At 49.8% G+C, this 18,670-nt stretch carries 18 protein-coding genes, 1 pseudogene and 1 riboswitch; of the genes and pseudogenes, 3 read left to right on the top strand and 16 right to left on the bottom strand.

Features of this window, described 5'->3' with window-relative positions:
- Positions 1-450: 450 nt before the first annotated feature.
- Positions 451-588 (bottom strand): hypothetical protein, encoded by a 138-nt coding sequence (locus Q6A92_RS19100; protein ID WP_274398533.1) that lies wholly within the window; start codon positions 586-588, stop codon positions 451-453.
- 400 nt (positions 589-988) lie between these two features.
- Between Q6A92_RS19100 and Q6A92_RS19095 the strand changes: the two genes are divergently transcribed.
- Positions 989-1,966: a hypothetical protein gene (locus tag Q6A92_RS19095; protein WP_332239067.1), complete on the top strand. Its 978-nt coding sequence runs from the start codon at positions 989-991 to the stop codon at positions 1,964-1,966.
- 597 nt (positions 1,967-2,563) lie between these two features.
- Here the strand turns inward: Q6A92_RS19095 and Q6A92_RS19090 are convergent.
- Both Q6A92_RS19090 and Q6A92_RS19085 read right to left on the bottom strand, forming a co-directional pair.
- Positions 2,564-4,766: pseudogene (locus Q6A92_RS19090) on the bottom strand (ATP-binding cassette domain-containing protein).
- 169 nt (positions 4,767-4,935) lie between these two features.
- A complete protein-coding gene (locus tag Q6A92_RS19085) occupies positions 4,936-5,412 on the bottom strand; it encodes a GyrI-like domain-containing protein (RefSeq protein WP_332239066.1) in 477 nt (158 codons plus the stop codon).
- An 83-nt stretch (positions 5,413-5,495) separates the two neighbouring features.
- Between Q6A92_RS19085 and Q6A92_RS19080 the strand changes: the two genes are divergently transcribed.
- Positions 5,496-6,452, top strand: a complete 957-nt coding sequence (locus Q6A92_RS19080; protein WP_332239065.1) for a helix-turn-helix transcriptional regulator — start codon at positions 5,496-5,498, stop codon at positions 6,450-6,452.
- A gap of 263 nt (positions 6,453-6,715) precedes the next feature.
- On the opposite strand, the gene Q6A92_RS19075 is transcribed toward Q6A92_RS19080, so the two are convergent.
- The 9 genes from Q6A92_RS19075 to Q6A92_RS19035 form a co-directional block, all read right to left on the bottom strand.
- Positions 6,716-7,291 carry a PilZ domain-containing protein gene (locus tag Q6A92_RS19075; protein ID WP_274398525.1) on the bottom strand — a complete coding sequence of 192 codons (576 nt, stop codon included), beginning with the start codon at positions 7,289-7,291 and terminating at the stop codon, positions 6,716-6,718.
- An 11-nt stretch (positions 7,292-7,302) separates the two neighbouring features.
- Positions 7,303-8,022 (bottom strand): EAL domain-containing protein, encoded by a 720-nt coding sequence (locus tag Q6A92_RS19070; protein ID WP_332239064.1) that lies wholly within the window; start codon positions 8,020-8,022, stop codon positions 7,303-7,305.
- A 152-nt stretch (positions 8,023-8,174) separates the two neighbouring features.
- Positions 8,175-8,266, bottom strand: a riboswitch (cyclic di-GMP riboswitch).
- A 697-nt stretch (positions 8,267-8,963) separates the two neighbouring features.
- A complete protein-coding gene (gene csrA / locus Q6A92_RS19065; RefSeq protein ID WP_274398523.1) occupies positions 8,964-9,209 on the bottom strand; it encodes a carbon storage regulator CsrA in 246 nt (81 codons plus the stop codon).
- A 5-nt stretch (positions 9,210-9,214) separates the two neighbouring features.
- The gene (fliW, locus tag Q6A92_RS19060) at positions 9,215-9,658 is read right to left on the bottom strand and encodes a flagellar assembly protein FliW (RefSeq protein ID WP_332239063.1); all 444 of its coding nucleotides are present in this window, start codon (positions 9,656-9,658) and stop codon (positions 9,215-9,217) included.
- 70 nt (positions 9,659-9,728) lie between these two features.
- On the bottom strand, positions 9,729-10,625 hold the full coding sequence (gene flgL, locus Q6A92_RS19055; protein WP_274398519.1) for a flagellar hook-associated protein FlgL: 897 nt from the start codon (positions 10,623-10,625) through the stop codon (positions 9,729-9,731).
- A 6-nt stretch (positions 10,626-10,631) separates the two neighbouring features.
- On the bottom strand, positions 10,632-12,143 hold the full coding sequence (flgK, locus tag Q6A92_RS19050) for a flagellar hook-associated protein FlgK (protein WP_274398518.1): 1,512 nt from the start codon (positions 12,141-12,143) through the stop codon (positions 10,632-10,634).
- A 15-nt stretch (positions 12,144-12,158) separates the two neighbouring features.
- Positions 12,159-12,656, bottom strand: a complete 498-nt coding sequence (locus tag Q6A92_RS19045) for a flagellar protein FlgN (protein ID WP_332239062.1) — start codon at positions 12,654-12,656, stop codon at positions 12,159-12,161.
- A 53-nt stretch (positions 12,657-12,709) separates the two neighbouring features.
- Entirely contained in the window at positions 12,710-12,973 is a 264-nt protein-coding gene (gene flgM, locus Q6A92_RS19040) for a flagellar biosynthesis anti-sigma factor FlgM (RefSeq protein WP_274398516.1), read from the bottom strand.
- Between the two features lie 212 nt (positions 12,974-13,185).
- The gene (locus Q6A92_RS19035) at positions 13,186-13,581 is read right to left on the bottom strand and encodes a TIGR03826 family flagellar region protein (protein ID WP_274398514.1); all 396 of its coding nucleotides are present in this window, start codon (positions 13,579-13,581) and stop codon (positions 13,186-13,188) included.
- Between the two features lie 333 nt (positions 13,582-13,914).
- Between Q6A92_RS19035 and Q6A92_RS19030 the strand changes: the two genes are divergently transcribed.
- Positions 13,915-14,736: a C39 family peptidase gene (locus Q6A92_RS19030; RefSeq protein ID WP_332239061.1), complete on the top strand. Its 822-nt coding sequence runs from the start codon at positions 13,915-13,917 to the stop codon at positions 14,734-14,736.
- Positions 14,737-14,808: 72 nt separating this feature from the next.
- Here the strand turns inward: Q6A92_RS19030 and Q6A92_RS19025 are convergent, their stop codons facing one another.
- The 4 genes from Q6A92_RS19025 to Q6A92_RS19010 form a co-directional block, all read right to left on the bottom strand.
- Positions 14,809-15,594: a ComF family protein gene (locus tag Q6A92_RS19025; RefSeq protein ID WP_332239060.1), complete on the bottom strand. Its 786-nt coding sequence runs from the start codon at positions 15,592-15,594 to the stop codon at positions 14,809-14,811.
- On the bottom strand, positions 15,591-17,030 hold the full coding sequence (locus Q6A92_RS19020) for a DEAD/DEAH box helicase (protein WP_332239059.1): 1,440 nt from the start codon (positions 17,028-17,030) through the stop codon (positions 15,591-15,593). Before Q6A92_RS19020 ends, Q6A92_RS19025 begins: the two co-directional genes overlap by 4 nt.
- A 485-nt stretch (positions 17,031-17,515) precedes the next feature.
- Positions 17,516-17,830 carry a hypothetical protein gene (locus Q6A92_RS19015; RefSeq protein WP_274398510.1) on the bottom strand — a complete coding sequence of 105 codons (315 nt, stop codon included), beginning with the start codon at positions 17,828-17,830 and terminating at the stop codon, positions 17,516-17,518.
- A gap of 20 nt (positions 17,831-17,850) precedes the next feature.
- Positions 17,851-18,579 carry a response regulator gene (locus tag Q6A92_RS19010; protein WP_274398509.1) on the bottom strand — a complete coding sequence of 243 codons (729 nt, stop codon included), beginning with the start codon at positions 18,577-18,579 and terminating at the stop codon, positions 17,851-17,853.
- Positions 18,580-18,670: the final 91 nt, after the last annotated feature.

Raw genomic sequence — 18,670 nt, 5'->3', positions numbered from 1 at the left:
AAGGCTGCCCAGCGTTACTTATACAATCTCATAATTAGGGGGTTCTAAATCGTAAAGATCCTGCAGATAAAATAGACTTTGTTGTCATACAGCCGAGTTGACAATAGGAGTTTTCCTCCCATCTCGGAGGCTTTGCCACTATTTACTATTCTAAGATTTAGGGAGGGACTTTCTTTTTTGTGCCCTCGACCGGAAGAAACTATGAATTATGGAATTCATTCCTGATAGTATGTATTCATGTCAGTGACGCGTGTACGTATTTTTTCTCCACACAAACTTGCATGGCATGGTTCACCAGATTTATTTATTCTAAAACACCTTATCTCTCCACTAAAATTTTTCAGTCGGCCCGGGATCATCATCCCAAGTTAATAATAACCTTTCACCACATTTTATAGCTTTTTCAATAACTTCTGGATTTTCTTGCTCCACAATCTTTTTTGATTCAGGTCATTTATCGGAATTCGGTCCTCTCACTGAAGGATTGACGATGATCCATTCATTACATCCTCCATCAGCAGCCTCATTCATACGCAAATTTGTTGATTGATCTTCTTTTATTTCATCAGCCGCATTCGGATTATGCATGATAGCAGTTAATCCCATCTGGTTGATCAGAATCCGCCCGCCGTGACAGTGCTCCGCGCCTTAATGATGAGCCGTTTTGCAGCGTCCGTCCTGATGCTGTCAAACAAAAAGACAGAATCCAGCCGTAGACTGCCCGGATAGTCCGGCAGACGGATCATTCATTAAAAAGGTATGAAGTTCTCCTCGCTCAAATGCGGCAACTGCCCGCCGGGAGTTTACAGCACTCGCCGTTTTGTATTACGATCGCTGTGTGTCTATCGGGATTTCGGAACAAGATGCAATTGCAGTCGTCGGGATCGGACAGCTCAGATTTAAACCGGCTATTCCGTACATCATTACATGTTCAGTATTATAATCCGGCAATGATTTTGATCAGAACTTTTTGAAAGGTGACCAGACGATGGAAAGAAGAAAAACAATCGGCGGCTTTTTATCACTGGAGCTGCCGAAGCGAACCGAATATCATTCCCGGGCGTTGCGTCTGAACAGCGCCCGCTATTGTCTTGAATATATCCTGCGCGTCAGAAACTATAAGAAAATTTATTTGCCGGCTTATATTTGCGACAGCGTGCTTCAGCCGGTGAAACGTCTGAACGTTCCTTTTAATTTTTATCGGATCGGAGAAGATTTCGCACCTGTTCTGGACAGAGAACCCGAAGAAGATGCCTGCTTTCTCTACGTCAACTATTTCGGTTTGCATCGTGAAAATGTCCGAAAGATCTGCTGCACCCGGAAGCATGTCGTCATCGACAATACGCAGGCTTTTTTTGAACGCCCTTTGCCGCATGCCGATACGCTCTACTCGCCGCGCAAGTTCTTCGGCGTTCCCGACGGCGGCTACTTATATACGGACGCCGAAAGCCGGCCCGATCTGAAACGGAACGCGTCTTATTACCGATTCGATGCCTTGCTGAAACAAATCGACCTCGGCAGTACGGCAGCCGCTCCGCTTTTTGAAGAGAACGAAGCCTATCTCGACCGCTGCGGCATGCAGGCGATGGCCCGTCTGACGCAGCGATTGCTGATGAGTATCGATTATCGGCAGGCCATCACGAAAAGAAATGAAAATTTCCATTTTTTGAACGAGCGGCTGCGTCCGTACAATCGGCTGAAAACGGTTTTCGGCAATTTAAACGGACCGATGTGTTATCCGCTATTGACGGAATACGGCGAACAGTTAAAAGAATTTTTGATCGAACGCAACATCTATGTCAATGATTACTGGCAGGAAGTTATAGCACGTGTTCCGTCCGGCAGTTTTGAGTGCCGCCTGGCAAGGGACCTGGTTCTGCTGCCGGTCGATCAGCACTGCGGCACGGCGGATATGCAGGCCGTCATGCAGGCTGTCCTCGATTTTTTTACGATTTACGTGCAATAGATAATCGGGAAAAAAAGAAACATCCTTATGAGTCAACGCTCTGCGGACGAAGAATCGGAAAATAATATGGAACGGACAAACTTTCTTCCATGTTGATTCAGCCGGGTCCAATTTGAATATCGTTTTCGATTCAGGACAACTTTTTTGTGATTCGGCGCGACTCAAGCCCATTTCGGTGCGACTGTTCTGGTTCGGTGCGACTTCCCCTCGATTTGGTGCGAGTTCAGCCCGATTCGGTGCGACATTCTAGTGATTCGGTGCGTCTCCGGCCCATTTTGGTGCGTCTGTTCTGGTTCGGTGCGCGTTCCGATCAATTCGGTGCGATATTCTCATGATTCGGTGCGTTTCAAGCCCATTTTGGTGCGACTGCTCTAGTTCGGTGCGCGTTCCGATCAATTCGGTGCGATTTTTCCTCGATTCGGTGCGACATTCTCATGATTCGGTGCGTCTCAAACCCATTTTGGTGCGACTCCCCTCCGTACTTTTTCAGCTTCCTGGCGGGGAACCTCCTATTTTAGGAAACTCCCTGATTTTTTCATTTGCATTATCTAAAAAGATACGGCACCGTAACGGAGCGGCCGGCACTCGAAAGCCCTTCTACAGGTCCCTAGGTCCCTGGTAAATAATCTCCCCGCCGCGGGAACCGCCCTCCGGACCCATATCAATGATCCAGTCGGCACGGCGCATCACGTCGGTGTTATGTTCAATCACGAGAACCGTATTCCCCTTGCCTGTCAGATCATTCATGATGCGAATGATGTTTTCAATGTCGGAAGTGTGCAGTCCGGTGGCCGGCTCATCGAGAATATAAATATTTCCCTTTTTGTCCAGTTCTTTAGCGATTTTCAGGCGCTGGCTTTCACCGCCGGAAAGAGTGTCAAGCGGTTCCCCAGCGATAGATAGCCCAGGCCCACATTTTGAACATTCGCTAATTTGGAACTGATTTTGGCATCATTGAAAAAACTAAAAGCTTCTTCGATCGCCATATCCATAATCTCGACAATATTTCTGCCTTTCAGTCTGTAGGAAAGCACGTCGGGATCATATCGAGCACCGCTGCAGAGCGGACACTCAACCTCGGCATTATCCATGAAAGACAAATTTAATTCAATCACACCTTTACCGCCGCATTTCGGACAGGCACCCGCCGAGTTATAACTGAACAATCCCTCACTCACCTGATTGTGCCGGGCAAACAACTTGCGAATCTCATCCATAATGCCGGTGTATGTGGCGGGATTCGACCGGCTGTTGGCGTGCAGGGCGCTTTGAGTGATCCTGACGGCTTCCGGAAATTGTTCGGCAAAGACCTGTCCGACCAGCGTGCTTTTGCCGGAGCCGGCAACGCCTGTAATCACTGTAAATAAACCGACCGGAACCGTCAAACGGACGTTTTTCAGGTTGTGCAGGGAGCTGGGCCGGCTGCTTATAAATTGCCCGGGCCGGCGCGGCGCATCATTAACCGGCAATCGGCGTATTAAGCATCGGCCCGTCAGCGTATCCGATTTTAATAATTGCGGAAAAGTGCCGGTGAATGTAATTTGACCGCCGTGAATCCCGGCTTTGGGACCTACATCGACCACATGATCGGCGATTTTAATCACATCGGGATCATGCTCGACGACAATGACGGTGTTCCCTTTATCGCGCAGTTTCAACAGCAGATCATTCAGCCGGTGAACGTCTCTTGGATGAAGTCCGGTACTTGGCTCATCCAGGATGTAAATTAGCCGGTTAAACTGTTCGACAAATATTTGACCGTTTTGATTCGCTGCGATTCGCCGCCCGAAAGTGTGGTCGTCTCACGCGTTAAGCTTAAATAGTCCAGCCCGATTTCAATCAAGTCGCCGATCCGCTTTTTAATATCGGCCATGATCGGCACCATCCGTTCGTCATCGAATGAATCTAAGGTACGATCCAGCTGATCCAGCTGCATATCGATAAGATCGAAAATGTTGAAGCCGTTGATCTTTGAATTCAAAGCATGCTGATTATAGCGCCGGCCGTGGCACAGATCGCAAACCGCCATTTCCGTAAACCGGTCCATTTTCTTCTTGTTTGCGGCAGTCATGTCTTTATTGGCCTTCACGTTAAGGCGAAAGAACTGCCGGGCAATTCCCTCATAATTGATCTTGCGTTTGACGCCGTTAAAATCGGCTGTGATTTTTTCTTCGCCGTTCAAAAGCAGATCCATCTCATCCTGATTAAAATTTTTAACGGGTTTATCGTTATCAAACAGTCCTGAATTTAAGATTACCTGAAGATAATACGATCCGACAGAGTAACCGGGCAATTGGATCGCTCCTTGTGCGATCGATTTTTCACGGTCAACGGCCCTGTACAATTTTAAAACGCAGCTTCGCCCGATCCCCTGGCACTGGGGACACATTCCCGCCGGATCGTTAAACGAAAAGGCGTTGCTGCCCCCGCCGTTATGCGGTTGTCCGAAACGCGAGAATAGCAGGCGGAAGAGCGGGTTAATATCGCTCACTGTGCCTAAAGTCGAACGGGCATTGCCGCCGAGCGGTTTCTGATCAATACTAATAACCGTTGAAAGATTGCGAATGCCGTCAACATCAGGCCGCTTATAATGCGGCAGAAACAAACGGGCGAAGCTGCTGAAAGTACTGTTCAGCTGCCGTCCGGCTTCCTGAGCAATCGTGTCAAAGACAATCGACGATTTACCCGATCCTGACACGCCGGTGAACACGGTCAGCTTATTTTTCGGAATCCTTAAACTGATATTTTTGAGATTATTTTCGCGGTCATGAATGATTTCGATAAATTGATGATCGGTCATGGGAACCTCCGGGGTGTATGATTGATATCATCGGCTTTTAAAAGAAAAATCCCAAAAGCGAAAACCAAAGCCGCCCATGGACGGACGGCTTTAAAATCCAATACAAAGGAAGGGCTTCGCTAGTCCAACGGCTAAAACCGTGAATAAAGACGCAAAGAGCGTGTTTCAGTCACTTTCTCACGATTGGAATCCAGATTTCACCGTTGACTTTGCTATTCGTTTCGCTCGTTTTCACCGATGTATTCGGGCCGCCGACATAAGCAAAATCAGTCGCGTCAGCCAGGACCCGGCCAAAGGCGGCGCCTTCTAATTGACCGAATAATTGCCCGGCGCTGCCGGCTGAACCGGCAATGACGAGATATTCGCCGGCGGGAAATTGAATGGCCCGCGAATCCTGGCTGTCGGGCAGCTCGGCGCTGCTTTGAACGCCGGAGTAATACCAGAATTCATGATTAACGGCTTCATTGACCGCAAACTCCAGATCGTTATCGGCCAGTCTCTTCAGCTGATCCCAGCGGCCGTCAGTCATCACCGTCTGCCACCAAGCTGCCTTAGCGGCGGGGATTTGTGCATAGTCTCTCGGCAGCCGGGTCCCGTAACCGATGACCGTGAATGCTTCTTTTGTTTGGATTTCGTAATCTGGCATGTTTCTGTCTCCTTTAATTTGATAGGCCTAGTGTATTATTTAATCATGTCAGAAAATAATACCTTTTAAAAGGAATTTCAAAAATGAAGAGAACCGAACGTTTAAATACAATGATGCGCTACATGAATAACCGGCAATTTTTTACCATCGGCGAGTTGATGCGCGAGTTTGCAATTTCGCGCTCGACGGCGATTCGCGATGTGCATGATATTGAAGCATTAGGCATGCCGCTGGTAGCTGAAGCCGGGCGCGGCGGCGGTTATTCGATCATGCCGAACCGGTTATTGCCGGCCGTGCAATTTACCCACGATGAGCTTAAAGCGTTGTTTATCGCTTTTTTAGGAACAGCCAATCAGCAGCTTCCCTATTTGCAAAATCGTAGAACGCTCAGTGAAAAATTATTGGCGATTGCCTCAGCCGATCAGCAGGACGAGTTAATCGAGTTAAAACGCTTACTGCAATTTGAAAACACCAATCCCGACAACCCCGACTTGCTGGAACTGACCGATTTTGCCGCACCGATGCTTAGAACGGTACTCGAACTCGCATTAAAAAGCCGTTATCTCATATTCGATTATCGGGCACCGCTTGATAAACAGACAACGCGGCGCGTCTACCTGTTAAATTTTTTCCGCCGCCATGCAAATTGGTACGCAGCCGCTTTTGATTTTCTGCGCCGCGAGCAGCGGACGTTTCGAGTCGACCGCATTCAGGCCGTGCGTCCGGATAATCAGGCGCCGATGCCGCACAAGCAGCTCGCCGCGCTATTAAAAGTCAACCGGCCGGAACCGAATTTAATTGTCGAGTTAGGCAGCTCGGCAATCAATAAGTTCAAACAAATACACCCGCCATCGCTTAGCTTGCACTATTTAGACGCTTTTCAACAAACGGCAAGATTTTCAGATTTTGTTGAAACGCACGGTGTGGAACACTTGGCTTCTTACGCCGAGTGGCTGCTGTTTTTAGGAGATGATTTAAAAGCCGTGATGATACCGCATGAACTGCGGAACATAATTCGAAAAAAGGCAGCCAGATGGTAAAATCGGCCCAGGGATATATTGAGTCGGCGGCATCATGGAATAATTTTCCGATCATTTTTTCAGAGAAGTCATCCGAACCCCGGACGTCGTATCTGAAAGACGCGCATTCGAACCTTCAGGACTTGCTGCCGGTGAGGTGGCACGGAGCTCTTCTGAAACGGAATATCTCCTCTCAAAAAACCTGATCGTAAATGCGGGGGGCGCAATCATTCTGAGCGTCTTTTATGAGTTCCAAAGCCTGCCCTTTCGTTTCGCGATCAGAATCACCTTGGATTCATCAAGCCGAGCTTCTTTTTGGCCAGTTCCTTCTGATTGATGAAATTCTGGATCGCCGTTTCCTCCCTTGCCGTCAGGCTGCGGAACTGCACGCCGTAAAAGATCTCCCTCCGTTCATGTTTTATTTCTTTTCTGACCACGGTACCGACCAGATAAATCGGCGTTTTATCTTCCGCCTGAAATGAAATGTTGATCAGCACGTCCTCGACAATCGGGAAGTTAAGCCTGCAGGCAAACTTGAGGCCGCCAAGGCTGATATCGATAAGCTCGGCATGGATTGTCTTATTATTCAGAGCCTGCAGGGAACGATCTCCGAAATCAACAATCCGGACGGTACACCCTTCATGATCCAGCAGGATTCTGTGATGTTTCCTCCTTTCGCCCTTGTCGACCCTCAAGTGATCATACCGATGCACCGCAGCCGACTGCCTTTTTAATCCGACGATGATTTTTCTCTCATGTTCGACGACTCCCTGATAATGGGCACGGAATATCAGATAGACGATGGCTGTCATGATGATTTCTGCAGCGATAAAGCCTGCGACAGCCGCGTAAACAATCATCGGTCAGCACCTCACGATATACCGGTAAGTGGCTGCGGTTTCCCGAGGGCGTAGCCCTGAGCATAGCGAATGCCGAGCGATCGCGCAACGTCAATATCACAGGCTGTTTCTATTCCTTCAAGGATCGGTTTCAATTTGAATTGAGAACAATATTGGACAAGAAACTTAACATAGGCTTGTTTCCTTTTTGATGTAAACAAATGAGAGGTGAAATATCTGTCGAGTTTGATGTAGTCCGCATCAAGCTCGATCGTTCTGTTGATATCGTCAATGCCCTTGCCGAAATCGTCTATGGCCATTCCCAATCCGTACTTCTTCAACTCTTTGACGGCGTTTTCTATTTTATTAAAGTCTCTGATTCTCTCATTTTCCACAAATTCTAAAATAATGGATTGACTTAAACCGGGAAAACGATCAATAATATGATCGATTAAGGAAAAAAAACTTTTATTAAGTACGGTAGATGGGTATACATTGATAAATAATTTTTTCCCTTTCTCAAAGTAACCTGCTTTTAAGTACGTATCAACGGCTTTGCGAACAGACCGCGAATCTAATTCGTAAAGCTGCTCTTTTTTTACTGCCAACTGAAAAGCCTGTTCGGGGCTTGCGAAAAATTGGGATCGAAAAAGCGCCTCATGAGCTCTGACCGTGCAATCAGTCAGATCAACGATCGGCTGAAAATGATGCTCAAACAACTCATCTTTTATAAAACCGCTTTCCTGCTGCACCTTGGCTCATCTCCTCTCACCAGGCCATGAGCCGGCCGGCCCAAAGATAATTTAATTTGCCCGGCCGCTCTGGCCCAGTCTTTGAAAAATTTTATAGTTCTTAACAAAAAAAACTGCTCCGAACGTTGACGAGCCTCTCAAGCCTCAACTTTTTCGGCAGCCCGGCCGCCTTGGCGATCTCGAACCTCGCTTTAGGCCCGCGGCTTTGCGACCTTATCTTTCGACAAGGGTGCCTTTTTTCAAAAGTTAACATGAATACGACCTTGTTATATCATAAATGGTTATTCATTCCAATGCTTTTTTACCTATTCGGGTGTATTTTCTGTCAAACCTGTTTTTCATTTTTGTTCCGATATAAGAAGCATTTTGTCAGATCCGGCGGTCTTTTTAGCGTTAAAAAGATCAATGGTACAGTTTTTTCCCTGATTGGCAGAATGAAACCCCACAAACGGATTCTATCATTTTGCTTATCCGAATGCGGGGTAAAGGAACGGCAAGGATCGCATCGACTGCCGGAACGGGAAAAAGGGAGAATACGCTTCAATTTTTATTTTGCTGGTTTGTCCGCCTTTCGGGCCGCTGGCTGTCGATTCTTTATTTTCAAAGATTTACCGTTGAGTTTCAGGCATAATGATCCGTTTCCGTTCACTTTATATCAGATTTTTCAAATAATTTCCCAAAGACGAGTTCCATTAATAACAGATGCTTCCCGCACAGCATCTCCCGGTCAATCGTCAAAAATGGGCTTTGCCGCTTCGGCCCGCACAAAGAGGCAGAAAACAGCTCAAAACCGCGTTACCGGCCCGCTTATTGATCCGGGATAAAGGGCTCTGCAAAGCATCCGGCTCTACCTGCATCCATCGGGCATCCGAAAGGAGCCGTGCAATCTTTTCAAAGAGCGTTCAAACAACTGAGACGCCGTTCTCTGCCCACGGCATATTTTATGTATCCTTTTTCTCCTTTTTCATCCCCTTCATTGCCTGAAGCACATCTTCAGGCAATTGTCCGGCCGCAGCCTGGCTGTTTTCTTTCTGTATCGCCTCGTAGATCTCCTGGCGGTGGATTTCAATCTCCCGCGGAGCATTGATGCCGAGTTTGACCTGATCGCCGTCAACGGCAACGATTTTTATCTCGATCATGTCTCCGATCCGGATCGACTCTCCCTTTTTGCGTGTCAGTATCAACATGCCCCTCATACCCCTTTCTTTGGGGTGTCCGCTTTCGGCATCAGCCGCTCCCTCAGTGAATAAGAAGACCGTTCCGGAATATATTGTTTGCCGACCCTGTCCCGGGTATTAATGATGACCGGTGCTCTCAAATTCGCCGTCGACTCGGAGAAAGGCTTTTGAACACTGACAATAACACGGACAGCCACATCGCTCTTCGACTGCACGGCAAGCTGCCGGACAAAATGATCCGGAAGATCCACACTGTATCGGTCAAAGAAAAGGAACGGAGACGTCGTGACAAAAGCGATCTCTGTACGATCTATAGACTGCAGAATGGAGAAAACCTCACCGAAAGGCTGGAAGATAAAACGTTTTTCATCGGAAAATCCGGGCAGTCCCGCCGGAAACGTCACAATTTCCGACGCATCGACTTCCTGTTCGCCGAAATACTTAGTAAAGATTTTCATGATCCGCCTTAATCCCTTCTCCTTATCATGTCCGACAGAGCCATTCCCTCTGCGCCGGATCCATTCAATATTATTTCAAAAAGTCGACAAGCGATTGCTGGATGATCCTGGCGCCGACCGCCAGCGAAGCGTTATAAACATTCTGCTGCTGATTCAGATTGACGATGACCGACGCATAATCGGCATCCTCATTCGTCGCCATGATCTGAGTCGCCATTGTGTTCTGCGCATCGAGCTGGCTGCTGATCGTATCGACACGGTTTTGCTTTGCACCGACATCCGCCTGAGCGTTTGCCACATCATTCAGATGTGTATCAATCTTATCAAGGAAACCGTCGATTTGCTCTCCGGTAGACGACGGATCGTTCAACGCATTTTTTAAATCACTCAGATCACTGAATAAACTGCTTGTGAAAACCTGATTCGGATTCACGTTTATCGGCATAGAAACACCGTCGTTCACGTTGACCGACAGACTGGGATTGGCAAGAGCGGTTGAATTGATCGAAACTGCGCCAGTGCTGTCTTCGGTGAGCAGCGGATTCTGGGAATCTTCCCCGCTGAAGATATACTGGCCGCCGATCTGCGTATTGCCGATCGTCACGAGCTGCTGAGTCAGCTGGCTGATCTGGTCGCCGATCGTCTGGCGCTGCGCCGGCGTATAGGTATCATTGCTTGCCTGATTCGTCAGCTCCCGTATCGTATCCAGTACATCGTTGACCTGGGACAGAGCGCTGTCCGAACTTTGCAGCCACTTGTCAGCCGTTGTTACGTTCTTCTGATACTGGGTGATATGATTGACATCCGTCCGGTAAGCAATCCCCATGGAAGCGACAACCGGATCCTGGGACGGGCGGGTAATTTTCTTACCGGTTGCAAGCTGATTTTGATAATCGGCCAGTTTTCCATAGCCCATCGACATATTCTGCAGAATATTGTTCGTCATCATGCCCTGTGTGATCCGCATTTTCTATCACCCCATTTGGTTAATCAATGTATCAAGCATCGTGTTCAAAGTATTCACGACTTTGGCCGCCGCGCTGTAAGATTGCTGGTACTGGATCAGATTGGTCATTTCTTCGTCCAAAGAGACGCCGCTGACCGACTGCTGCTGGTTCTGCGCCGCCTGCAGCATGGTCTGCGTGTTATCCATGAATTGGCCGGCCGCCTGGGCATTGACACCGATCTGGCCGATCAGTCCCTCCAGATAGTTTTTCAGAGTCATAGATGAACCTGTGCCGTCCACGTCATAAGAGTTGGCAGCAATGACATTGGCCATCGCCGTTGCGCTGGTATTATCGCCGCTCGGCGCCCCGGAGGCAGCGGATGTAACATCGCTTCCCTGCAGATTGTCGTTGACATGGATGTTGGCCGCGGTTACCGTGCCGGCGTCGGTTCCCGACCCTGTCCCGAGAAAGAAAGTCCCTTTTGCCGAATCGTATCCGGCGCTTGCTTCATAAGCAGTATTAAATGCGTTCGCAAGTGCGCTCGCCATATTGTCGAGGCTCTTCAGGACACTCGGATAATCAATCGAATAGCTGTCAATGATTCCCTGCAGCTTGCCGGACATATTGGTCAGCGTTCCGGATACGGCCGGCGATCCGTCCAGATTGACCAATGACATCTGAACACTCGGAGCGGACGTGTCCGCCCCGGTTATCTGCGTCTGCAGGTGTGTATTGGTCAGTGCCGCCCCGTCGACAAGTACTGCCGGAGGGCTGAACGAATTTCCGTCCTTATCAACGATTTCAATCGTATATTTCCCATCGGCAAGCGGTGACGGATTGCCCCCGCTTTTGACAGTGGAAACCTTGACATTGACAAGCTGAGCCAGCTGATCAACAAGGTTGTCGCGCTGATCGTACAAATCATTTGTAACTAAACCGTTGGCTTCCTGAGCGCCGATTTCCTTGTTCAAAGCATTGATCTGATCGGCATAGCTGTTGATCTGATCCGTGTTGTCCGTAATCTGCTTATTGAGGTTGTTCTGAACCTGTCCGAGCGATTGGGCGATACTGTTAAATGTATCGGCTACTTCCTTTCCGTTTTGGAGAACAACGGTTCCGGTACCGCTCGTCCCCGAATTGCCCGCCAGATCCTGCAAGGACTGCCAGAATCCGTCAAGTACGGAGGAAATGCCTGTATCGGTCGGTTCATTAATAATATCCTGCATCTGTGTGTACGCATCGTTTACAGCCGACCAGTAGCTGTTCTGATTGGAATTGTCGCGCACCTGCTGATCGACAAACTGATCGCGGATACGGACAATAGAATCTGCATTAACACCGGTCCCGATCTGGCCGGCGCCGCCGGCGGCATTGATTCCGACAGCGGGATAGGGCAGCCAGGACGTCAGATTGACCCGCTGGCGCGAATAGCCTTCGGTGTTGGCGTTGGAAATGTTGTGCCCTGTCGTCTGAATGGCTTCCTGCTGCACCAAAAGCGCCTGCTGCATCATGTTTAAGGTGGAAAAAATAGGGATCATCCTGCAAAACCTCCGTTAGGCCCGGGAATCGATCCGGCCGCTGACGGCAGACGGAGAAGTCTGACCCGCTTTCGGATTCCCGTAGTTCATTGACTTGATCTGCGGATACAACAGGTTTATATTCAGCCTGGTCCATTGCAGAGACTGTCTGAGCAGATGCTGGTTCAGCTGATTGGCCTGTTTTAGTTGAAAAACCGAACGGGCCAGTTCGCGAAATAAAGACTGCCATTCGGGCCGTGCTCCGGCAGGCACGGCAGCGGCTTCCCATTCGCTGAACGTCGGCGCGGCGGCATTTCCCCCCGCTTTTCCGATATCCTGCCCGACAACCGCCGCTCTTTTTTTCTCGATTTTAATCAATTTTTCAACAAGCGGCTGCTCCAGCCCGGTGAGACGGCCGACTTCCTGAGTGTTGCCGTTTTTAATCGCTTCCGTCTTTTTGAGGGCGATTTCATACAACTTTGCCTGAATGTCGATTAACTGTCTGATAAGATTTTTCATAGTATCCACCGGCATCTTACACACTCCCCGCTGGAAAACGAACTCGGCCTTCCGCCGGTACCGCATTTTTATTTTTGATTCCAATAAGCATATATTTTCTGCGCAACATCTTCAGAAGCGACATGATAGGTTCCTGCATCCACCTGGTTTTTAATCTGATCCACTTTTTGCCGGCGTGCTTCTTCCAGTCTCTGAGATCCCTGGAGCCGCTTGGCTTCAGAAGAAATTTCGACTTTGTCATTTTCGGCCGCCGGAGCGGCCGGCTGATCAGCCGGCTTGCCGGGATTATAATTGGTATACGGCTGAATAGGCTGGTAACGATTGACTTTCATAGTGTTCACCTCATTTTAGAGGAAATGAATCAAACAGGCTCACACAAGATCCGCCGTTTTGCAATGCGATCCAGTGATCACTCATTCGAGAAAACGTGCCGGCATTGGGCCGCCGCAAGCTTCCCAATTTCTTTATCGGCTTGAAGCGGGCCTATGTTTAATACGATTCGGGTTAACCGGCCGGCAGCCATTCCCCCGGCGCGTTTACGCGTTTATTTGATATGATAGGTTTTTCCCCTTTTTCTTCCATCTTTCTTTTCCTGCTCCGCGTTTTCCTGATTGATTTCCTTCTCAAGCCGTCTGCGGCAATTATCGCACAGAACGCCTTCTTTAATGATGGTGCCGCATGATCTGCATGGATAGCCCAGATTCGGAAACAGGGCCGGAACCAGCCTGCCTTCCCGGACCCACTGATAGATCAGGTCTGTCTTAACACCGGTTGCTTCGTGGACCTGGGGCACGGTTGCCGTCCGGTTCTCTTGGCGGGTAATATAATGATAAACAAGTTCAAACTGGCGATCCTGTTCTTTCAGGCATTCCGGACAGAACGGGGAGACCGTTTTCACAAAAAGTCTGCCGCAGTTCGCGCAATTGGCAAGTTCCGTCAACGCAAACCCTCCTTTTATAACTCTTCCTTAATTATAAACGAAATAATCCCCGTCTTGCACTCTGTAAGTCTATCGGCCCGATTCTGCAAAAATTTTAGATACTTTAGCCATAAATGTGTTTGTTTTTTTTTCATCTCTGCGACCTTATTCATGCTAAAATGGTCATTGAGTTTGTTTGGGAGGGGAGCAAACGACGGCCTCCGCTGCTTTGAAAAAAATTTTTCATCATTCACCTTTGATCGGCGAGTCGGGAGAAAAAGACGTTCTTCCAGAATAAACGAATAGGCTCAATAATAGTGATTAAAGTTATCTTTGAAGATAGAAGGTGTGCTTGTGCGTTTTTCAAAAAAGAAGCGGTTTGTCTGGTTTGTGCTGTTCGTTCTGATGCTGGTCCTGATCATCGCAAATCTGAAAATGCCCGGCGGCTCCGATCGTTCGAAGCGGCAGCCGTTTTCATTGTCCAGTTCCATAGGCCGCTTTTTCGCCGGGGCGGGTGCGGCCATTGAAAGGGTGACTCAAGATACGGCTGAAGCCGTCTCCGGCGGGCATTCGCAGGCCTCCCATGTCCTCATTGACGTGCCGGAAATCCGCCAATATCCGGAACTGCCCCGCGGCTGCGAAGTGACATCGCTCGCCATGCTGCTGGAGCAGGCCGGCGTCAGGGTCGGTAAAATGGAACTCGCCCGCCAGATAAAAACAGAACCCTATTATCAGAACGGACAGTTCGGCAACCCGAATGAGGGTTTTGTCGGAAGCATGACCGACCGGAACCAGCGCGGCTACGGCGTATACCATGAACCGCTCGCACGCCTCGCACGCGACTATCTTCCTTACCAGATCGTCGACCTGAGCGGAAAACCGTTCGATGCCGTACTTGAAAGGCTTCGCGCCGGCTTTCCGGTCGTCGTGATTACTAACGTAACATTCAGACCGCTTCCCAAGAGTGATTTTCAGACGTGGACAACCGCCGACGGACCGGTTACCGTCACGAATATGGAACATGCCGTTCTCGTGACCGGATTTGATCAGAACCAGATCTTTTTTAACAATCCGCTCGGCGGAAAAAACGAAACGGCCGATAAGACGGCTTTTATCCAGGCCTGGCAGCAGATGGGAAGCCAGGCCGTCAGCTATCATAAATGGCCGTTCTTTTAATCGCCTAATAGAGGTCTTTAAAAAAGCGCTTGAAACAAATCGTTTGCGCAAAAAAAAATGGTGTGCGGAGCCTTATCCATGAACCAGAGTCAGCGAGTCGATCCGCAGCGGCCCCGCCGCTTCAAGTGCTCTCGCTGCCATGCGCATTGTTGCGCCGGTTGTGTAAATGTCGTCAATAAGCAGGACCTTTCTGCCGGAGATGGATCCGGCGGCTTCCGGATCGGGCAGAAAAGGATTTTTATCGGCGCTCAGCCGTTCCCTGCGGCTTTTTTTGCTTTGTTTCCGCTCGCTTCCCTGACGGATCAGCGCGTGCGTAAGCGGTTCTTCAAGTAATTCCGCAAGAACAAGCGCCTGATTGAAACCACGCTCCCAAAGCCGTTCTTGACTGAGCGGAATAGGCACGATCTGATACTTCTCCTTTGCTGCCCCGCGTTCGCCGGCCCTTAGCCGCTCCCGCCGGATTCCCCGGCCGCTGCCTTTCAGTTTCCTGTATGCGGAGCGAAACTCCCTTTTGAAACCTGCAGCGAGCAGCGCGTCGCCGCGGAACTTGAACCTCGTCATCATTGCTTTCATCCCGTCATTGTATGTAAAAAGGGAACGGTTCCGGCCGAACAGACCGTTCCGGCCGCTCTTTTCCCAGTACCGGCAGTCGCTGCATATCGAACCGCTGACAAAACGTTCGTCAACCAGCCGGAGATCGCGTCCGCAGGAGAGACAGCAGCGGCGCAGATCGATCGGTTCCAGACTTTTCCTGCATTTTCTGCAGAAACCCGGATCTGTACTGGCCAGCAGAAGTGTGCGGACGGTCAGAGGATCCTGCCTGATCCCGCCGCAAAAAAGGCAGCGTGTCCTGTTCAAAATCCGCCCTCCTCATTCATCCGCTCAATATGGCGGCGCGCCCGCACCATTCCCAGCGTCCGCCCATTATGAAAAAAGACGGCATCACCGGCCGGATGGTCCGGAGAGCGTCCGACCCTTCCCGCAATCTGGACAAGCGCCTGTTCGTCAAAAACGGGATCGTCCGCACCGAAAACCGCAGCTTCGGCAGCCGGAATCGTTACACCGCGTTCCAGAATGGTCGTTGTCACCAGAATCCGGATCCGCCCTTCCCGGAAAAGCATCACCTTAGCATGGCGGTCCGGATCATCGGCATGTACGCCGGCCGTGGGGCCCAATGCTTCCCGCTGCAGCAGTTCGGTCAGATCCCTCAATAGAGACACGGAAGGAACAAAGAGGAATATGCGGATGCCGGCCTCCGTTTTTTCTCTGATCCATTTCAGCATGGCAGGGGGCAGGAGCCCTTTCGCAACCGACTTCTTCCAGTTGCCGATCCAGCAGAAGCGGGGCACGGGCAGAGGATGTCCGTGAAAACGGCGCGCTATTTTGATGCCCCGTAAATCTCCGCGCAGAAAGGCGTTCTTCAGCCCGGGCGGAGGGGTCGCGGTCAGATAGGCAAACGGCGCAGTTTCTTTGGCCGCTTTCTGAACGGCATACTGCAGCATCGGGTCGAAATGGAAGGGAAAAGCGTCCACTTCGTCAATGAAGATGCGGTCGAAATAGCGGTGAAAGCGAATCAGCTGGTGGGCGGTTGAGATGACGAGCGGCGCGTCCGGAATCCTGTCCTCGCTTCCTGCATAGAGGGCACTGACCGGGACATTGGGAAACGCAGCTTTCATCCTTGGAAAAAGTTCCCTGACGACATCCGTTCGCGGCGTCGTCAGAACTACGCGTTCATTTCGAAGCAGTGCGCGTTCGATAGCGGGAAACAATAATTCTGTCTTACCGGAACCCGTCACCGCCCAGATCAGAAAAGATTCCCCCTCACTCTGACAGCGGACCAGTTCGGCCGCCGCCGCGGCCTGCTCCTCTGAAAGGATTCCCGACCATTGGCAGAGTCTTCCGTTTTCGCCGGGCGCTGCGGAAAGCCGTCGGGGTTCAGGGCCGATCCACGTCGCCAGCTCCGTACACGATCGGATCACTCCCATGTTCAGGCAGCGGCGGCAATAGGCACATGAGCGGTTGCAGCGTCCGCACGTACAGGTCCCGAACAGTTCGGGATCCGTATTGCCGCAGCGCCGGCACACCCATCTTCGGCCGCCGGACAAAAAGGGGAGCAGTCCCCCATCGGCAGTTTCGATTCCGTGCTGAAGCGCAATGAACCCTTTGCGAACATGCTGTTTAATCGTTTCCTTAGAAAAAGGGAGTTCCTCAACTCTGTACTCCCTTCCATATAAAAAGCGCTGTAAATCGTGGTTAAAGTCAGACCGAATCGAATCATCGCGGAATAAAAGCATGATGGACAGACCTTCTTTCGGAGAATGGGAAACTGAGGAAATGAAGCCGGCTGGCAAAAAAGAGATAAATACGCGGCATGAACTATTCCATGAGGCATCTTTGGGAATAAGGGAGCAAAACGGACCTGCCTTTCTTAATTATAAATTCAACACCGGCAAGCGTACTCCTTCTTTTTCGACAATTTTTTATCACAGCGGTTTATAAGGAGCAGTATCTGAATGAAAAATCGGATGCCGGATGCGGCGGAAAAGCCAATTTTCCCCGGCGGGCAAACCCGGATGTTTTCCGTATATTCTCACTGGTTGATTCTATTGCGATTACTGTTGATTCTCCGCAGCTTATCATAGATTCTTTACGGTTTACTGCGGATTCTTCCGCCATTGCTGATAAGAACGAAACTGTCAATTTCTAAGGATTTACCGCTGATTTTGCAGCCGCCGGCTTATCCGGATTAAACTTTTTCACCGTTTTGTCAGGAAAAAGTTCATTCGATTTTCTCTTTTTCGTTTTTACACTGAATAGTGAGCCAGCCGTTCATCTCCGTGCCTGACCCCATTTGTAAAAACCAGCATGGCTTTTTTTCAGAATCTGCCCGGGTAAAGCCTCCTGCCCGTTTTTCTACAGACGCATCTGCGGAGGGTTTCTCACCAACCAATGGCCAAAATAAAAGAACCGCAGCCCATTTTTCCGCGATTCCCGCCATTGCGCCCGAGCACAGAAACTGCTGCCGGACCGTACGTCTGATGTTTTTTACCGGCTTGAGACAACGTCGCCGTCCACTCTTTTTCTTAATCCGCATGCCTTTCTCCGGATAAACGTTCAGTAAATCTTGACCCAGCCGTTTTTGATTGCCTCAACCACAGCCTGAGTACGGTCGTCGACGTTCATCTTCTGCAGAATGTTACTGACGTGGTTTTTGACCGTTTTTTCACTGATGTACAGATTTTCACCGATTGCACGGTTGCTTTTCCCTTCAGCCATCAGCTGAAGCACTTCACATTCACGGTGTGTGAGAATATGAAGCGGCGGCCGGAATTCGAGATCGCGAAATCCGGACGGTTCGGTTGAGTAGCCCTGTGACGCAAGCCTTCTGAATTCATTGACGAGATTGTGCGTCACCTTCGGATGAATGTAAGCTCCGCCCTGGGCAACAATCCGGACGGCCTCAATCATTGAATCCGCATCCATCTCTTTGAGCAGATAGCCCAGAGCTCCGGATTTCAGCACATGGGTGACGTAACTTTCATCATCATGAATCGAAAGAATGATCACCTTAAGGCCGGGATGATTGTTAATCAGCTGTCTTGTCGCCTCAACACCGTTCAGTTTGGGCATATTGATGTCCATCAGAACCACGTCGGGTTTGGATTCATCGATCAATTTTTCAGCAATGATGCCGTCGTCGCCTTCCGCGACAACTTCAAAATCCGGCTCCATATTCAATATTCTTTTAACGCCTTCCCGAAAAAGGCGATGATCGTCGATCAATACAATTTTTGTAACCTTTGGACGAACGTTTGTCACTATCCTACCCGCTGCAGAAAACATGAACCTCCCGCCTGTCCGGAAAATAACGGCCGATAGCGGCCGCACGCTCCGGGGCAGGTCTTGTTCTTACCGTACCCTTCACGCATTTAAC

It is taken from the genome of Sporolactobacillus sp. KGMB 08714 (assembly GCF_036598985.1).
Taxonomy (GTDB): Bacteria; Bacillota; Bacilli; order Bacillales; family Sporolactobacillaceae; genus Sporolactobacillus.
Note: the sequence above shows the minus strand (reverse complement) of the source record. Positions and strands in the feature narration are given on the sequence as shown.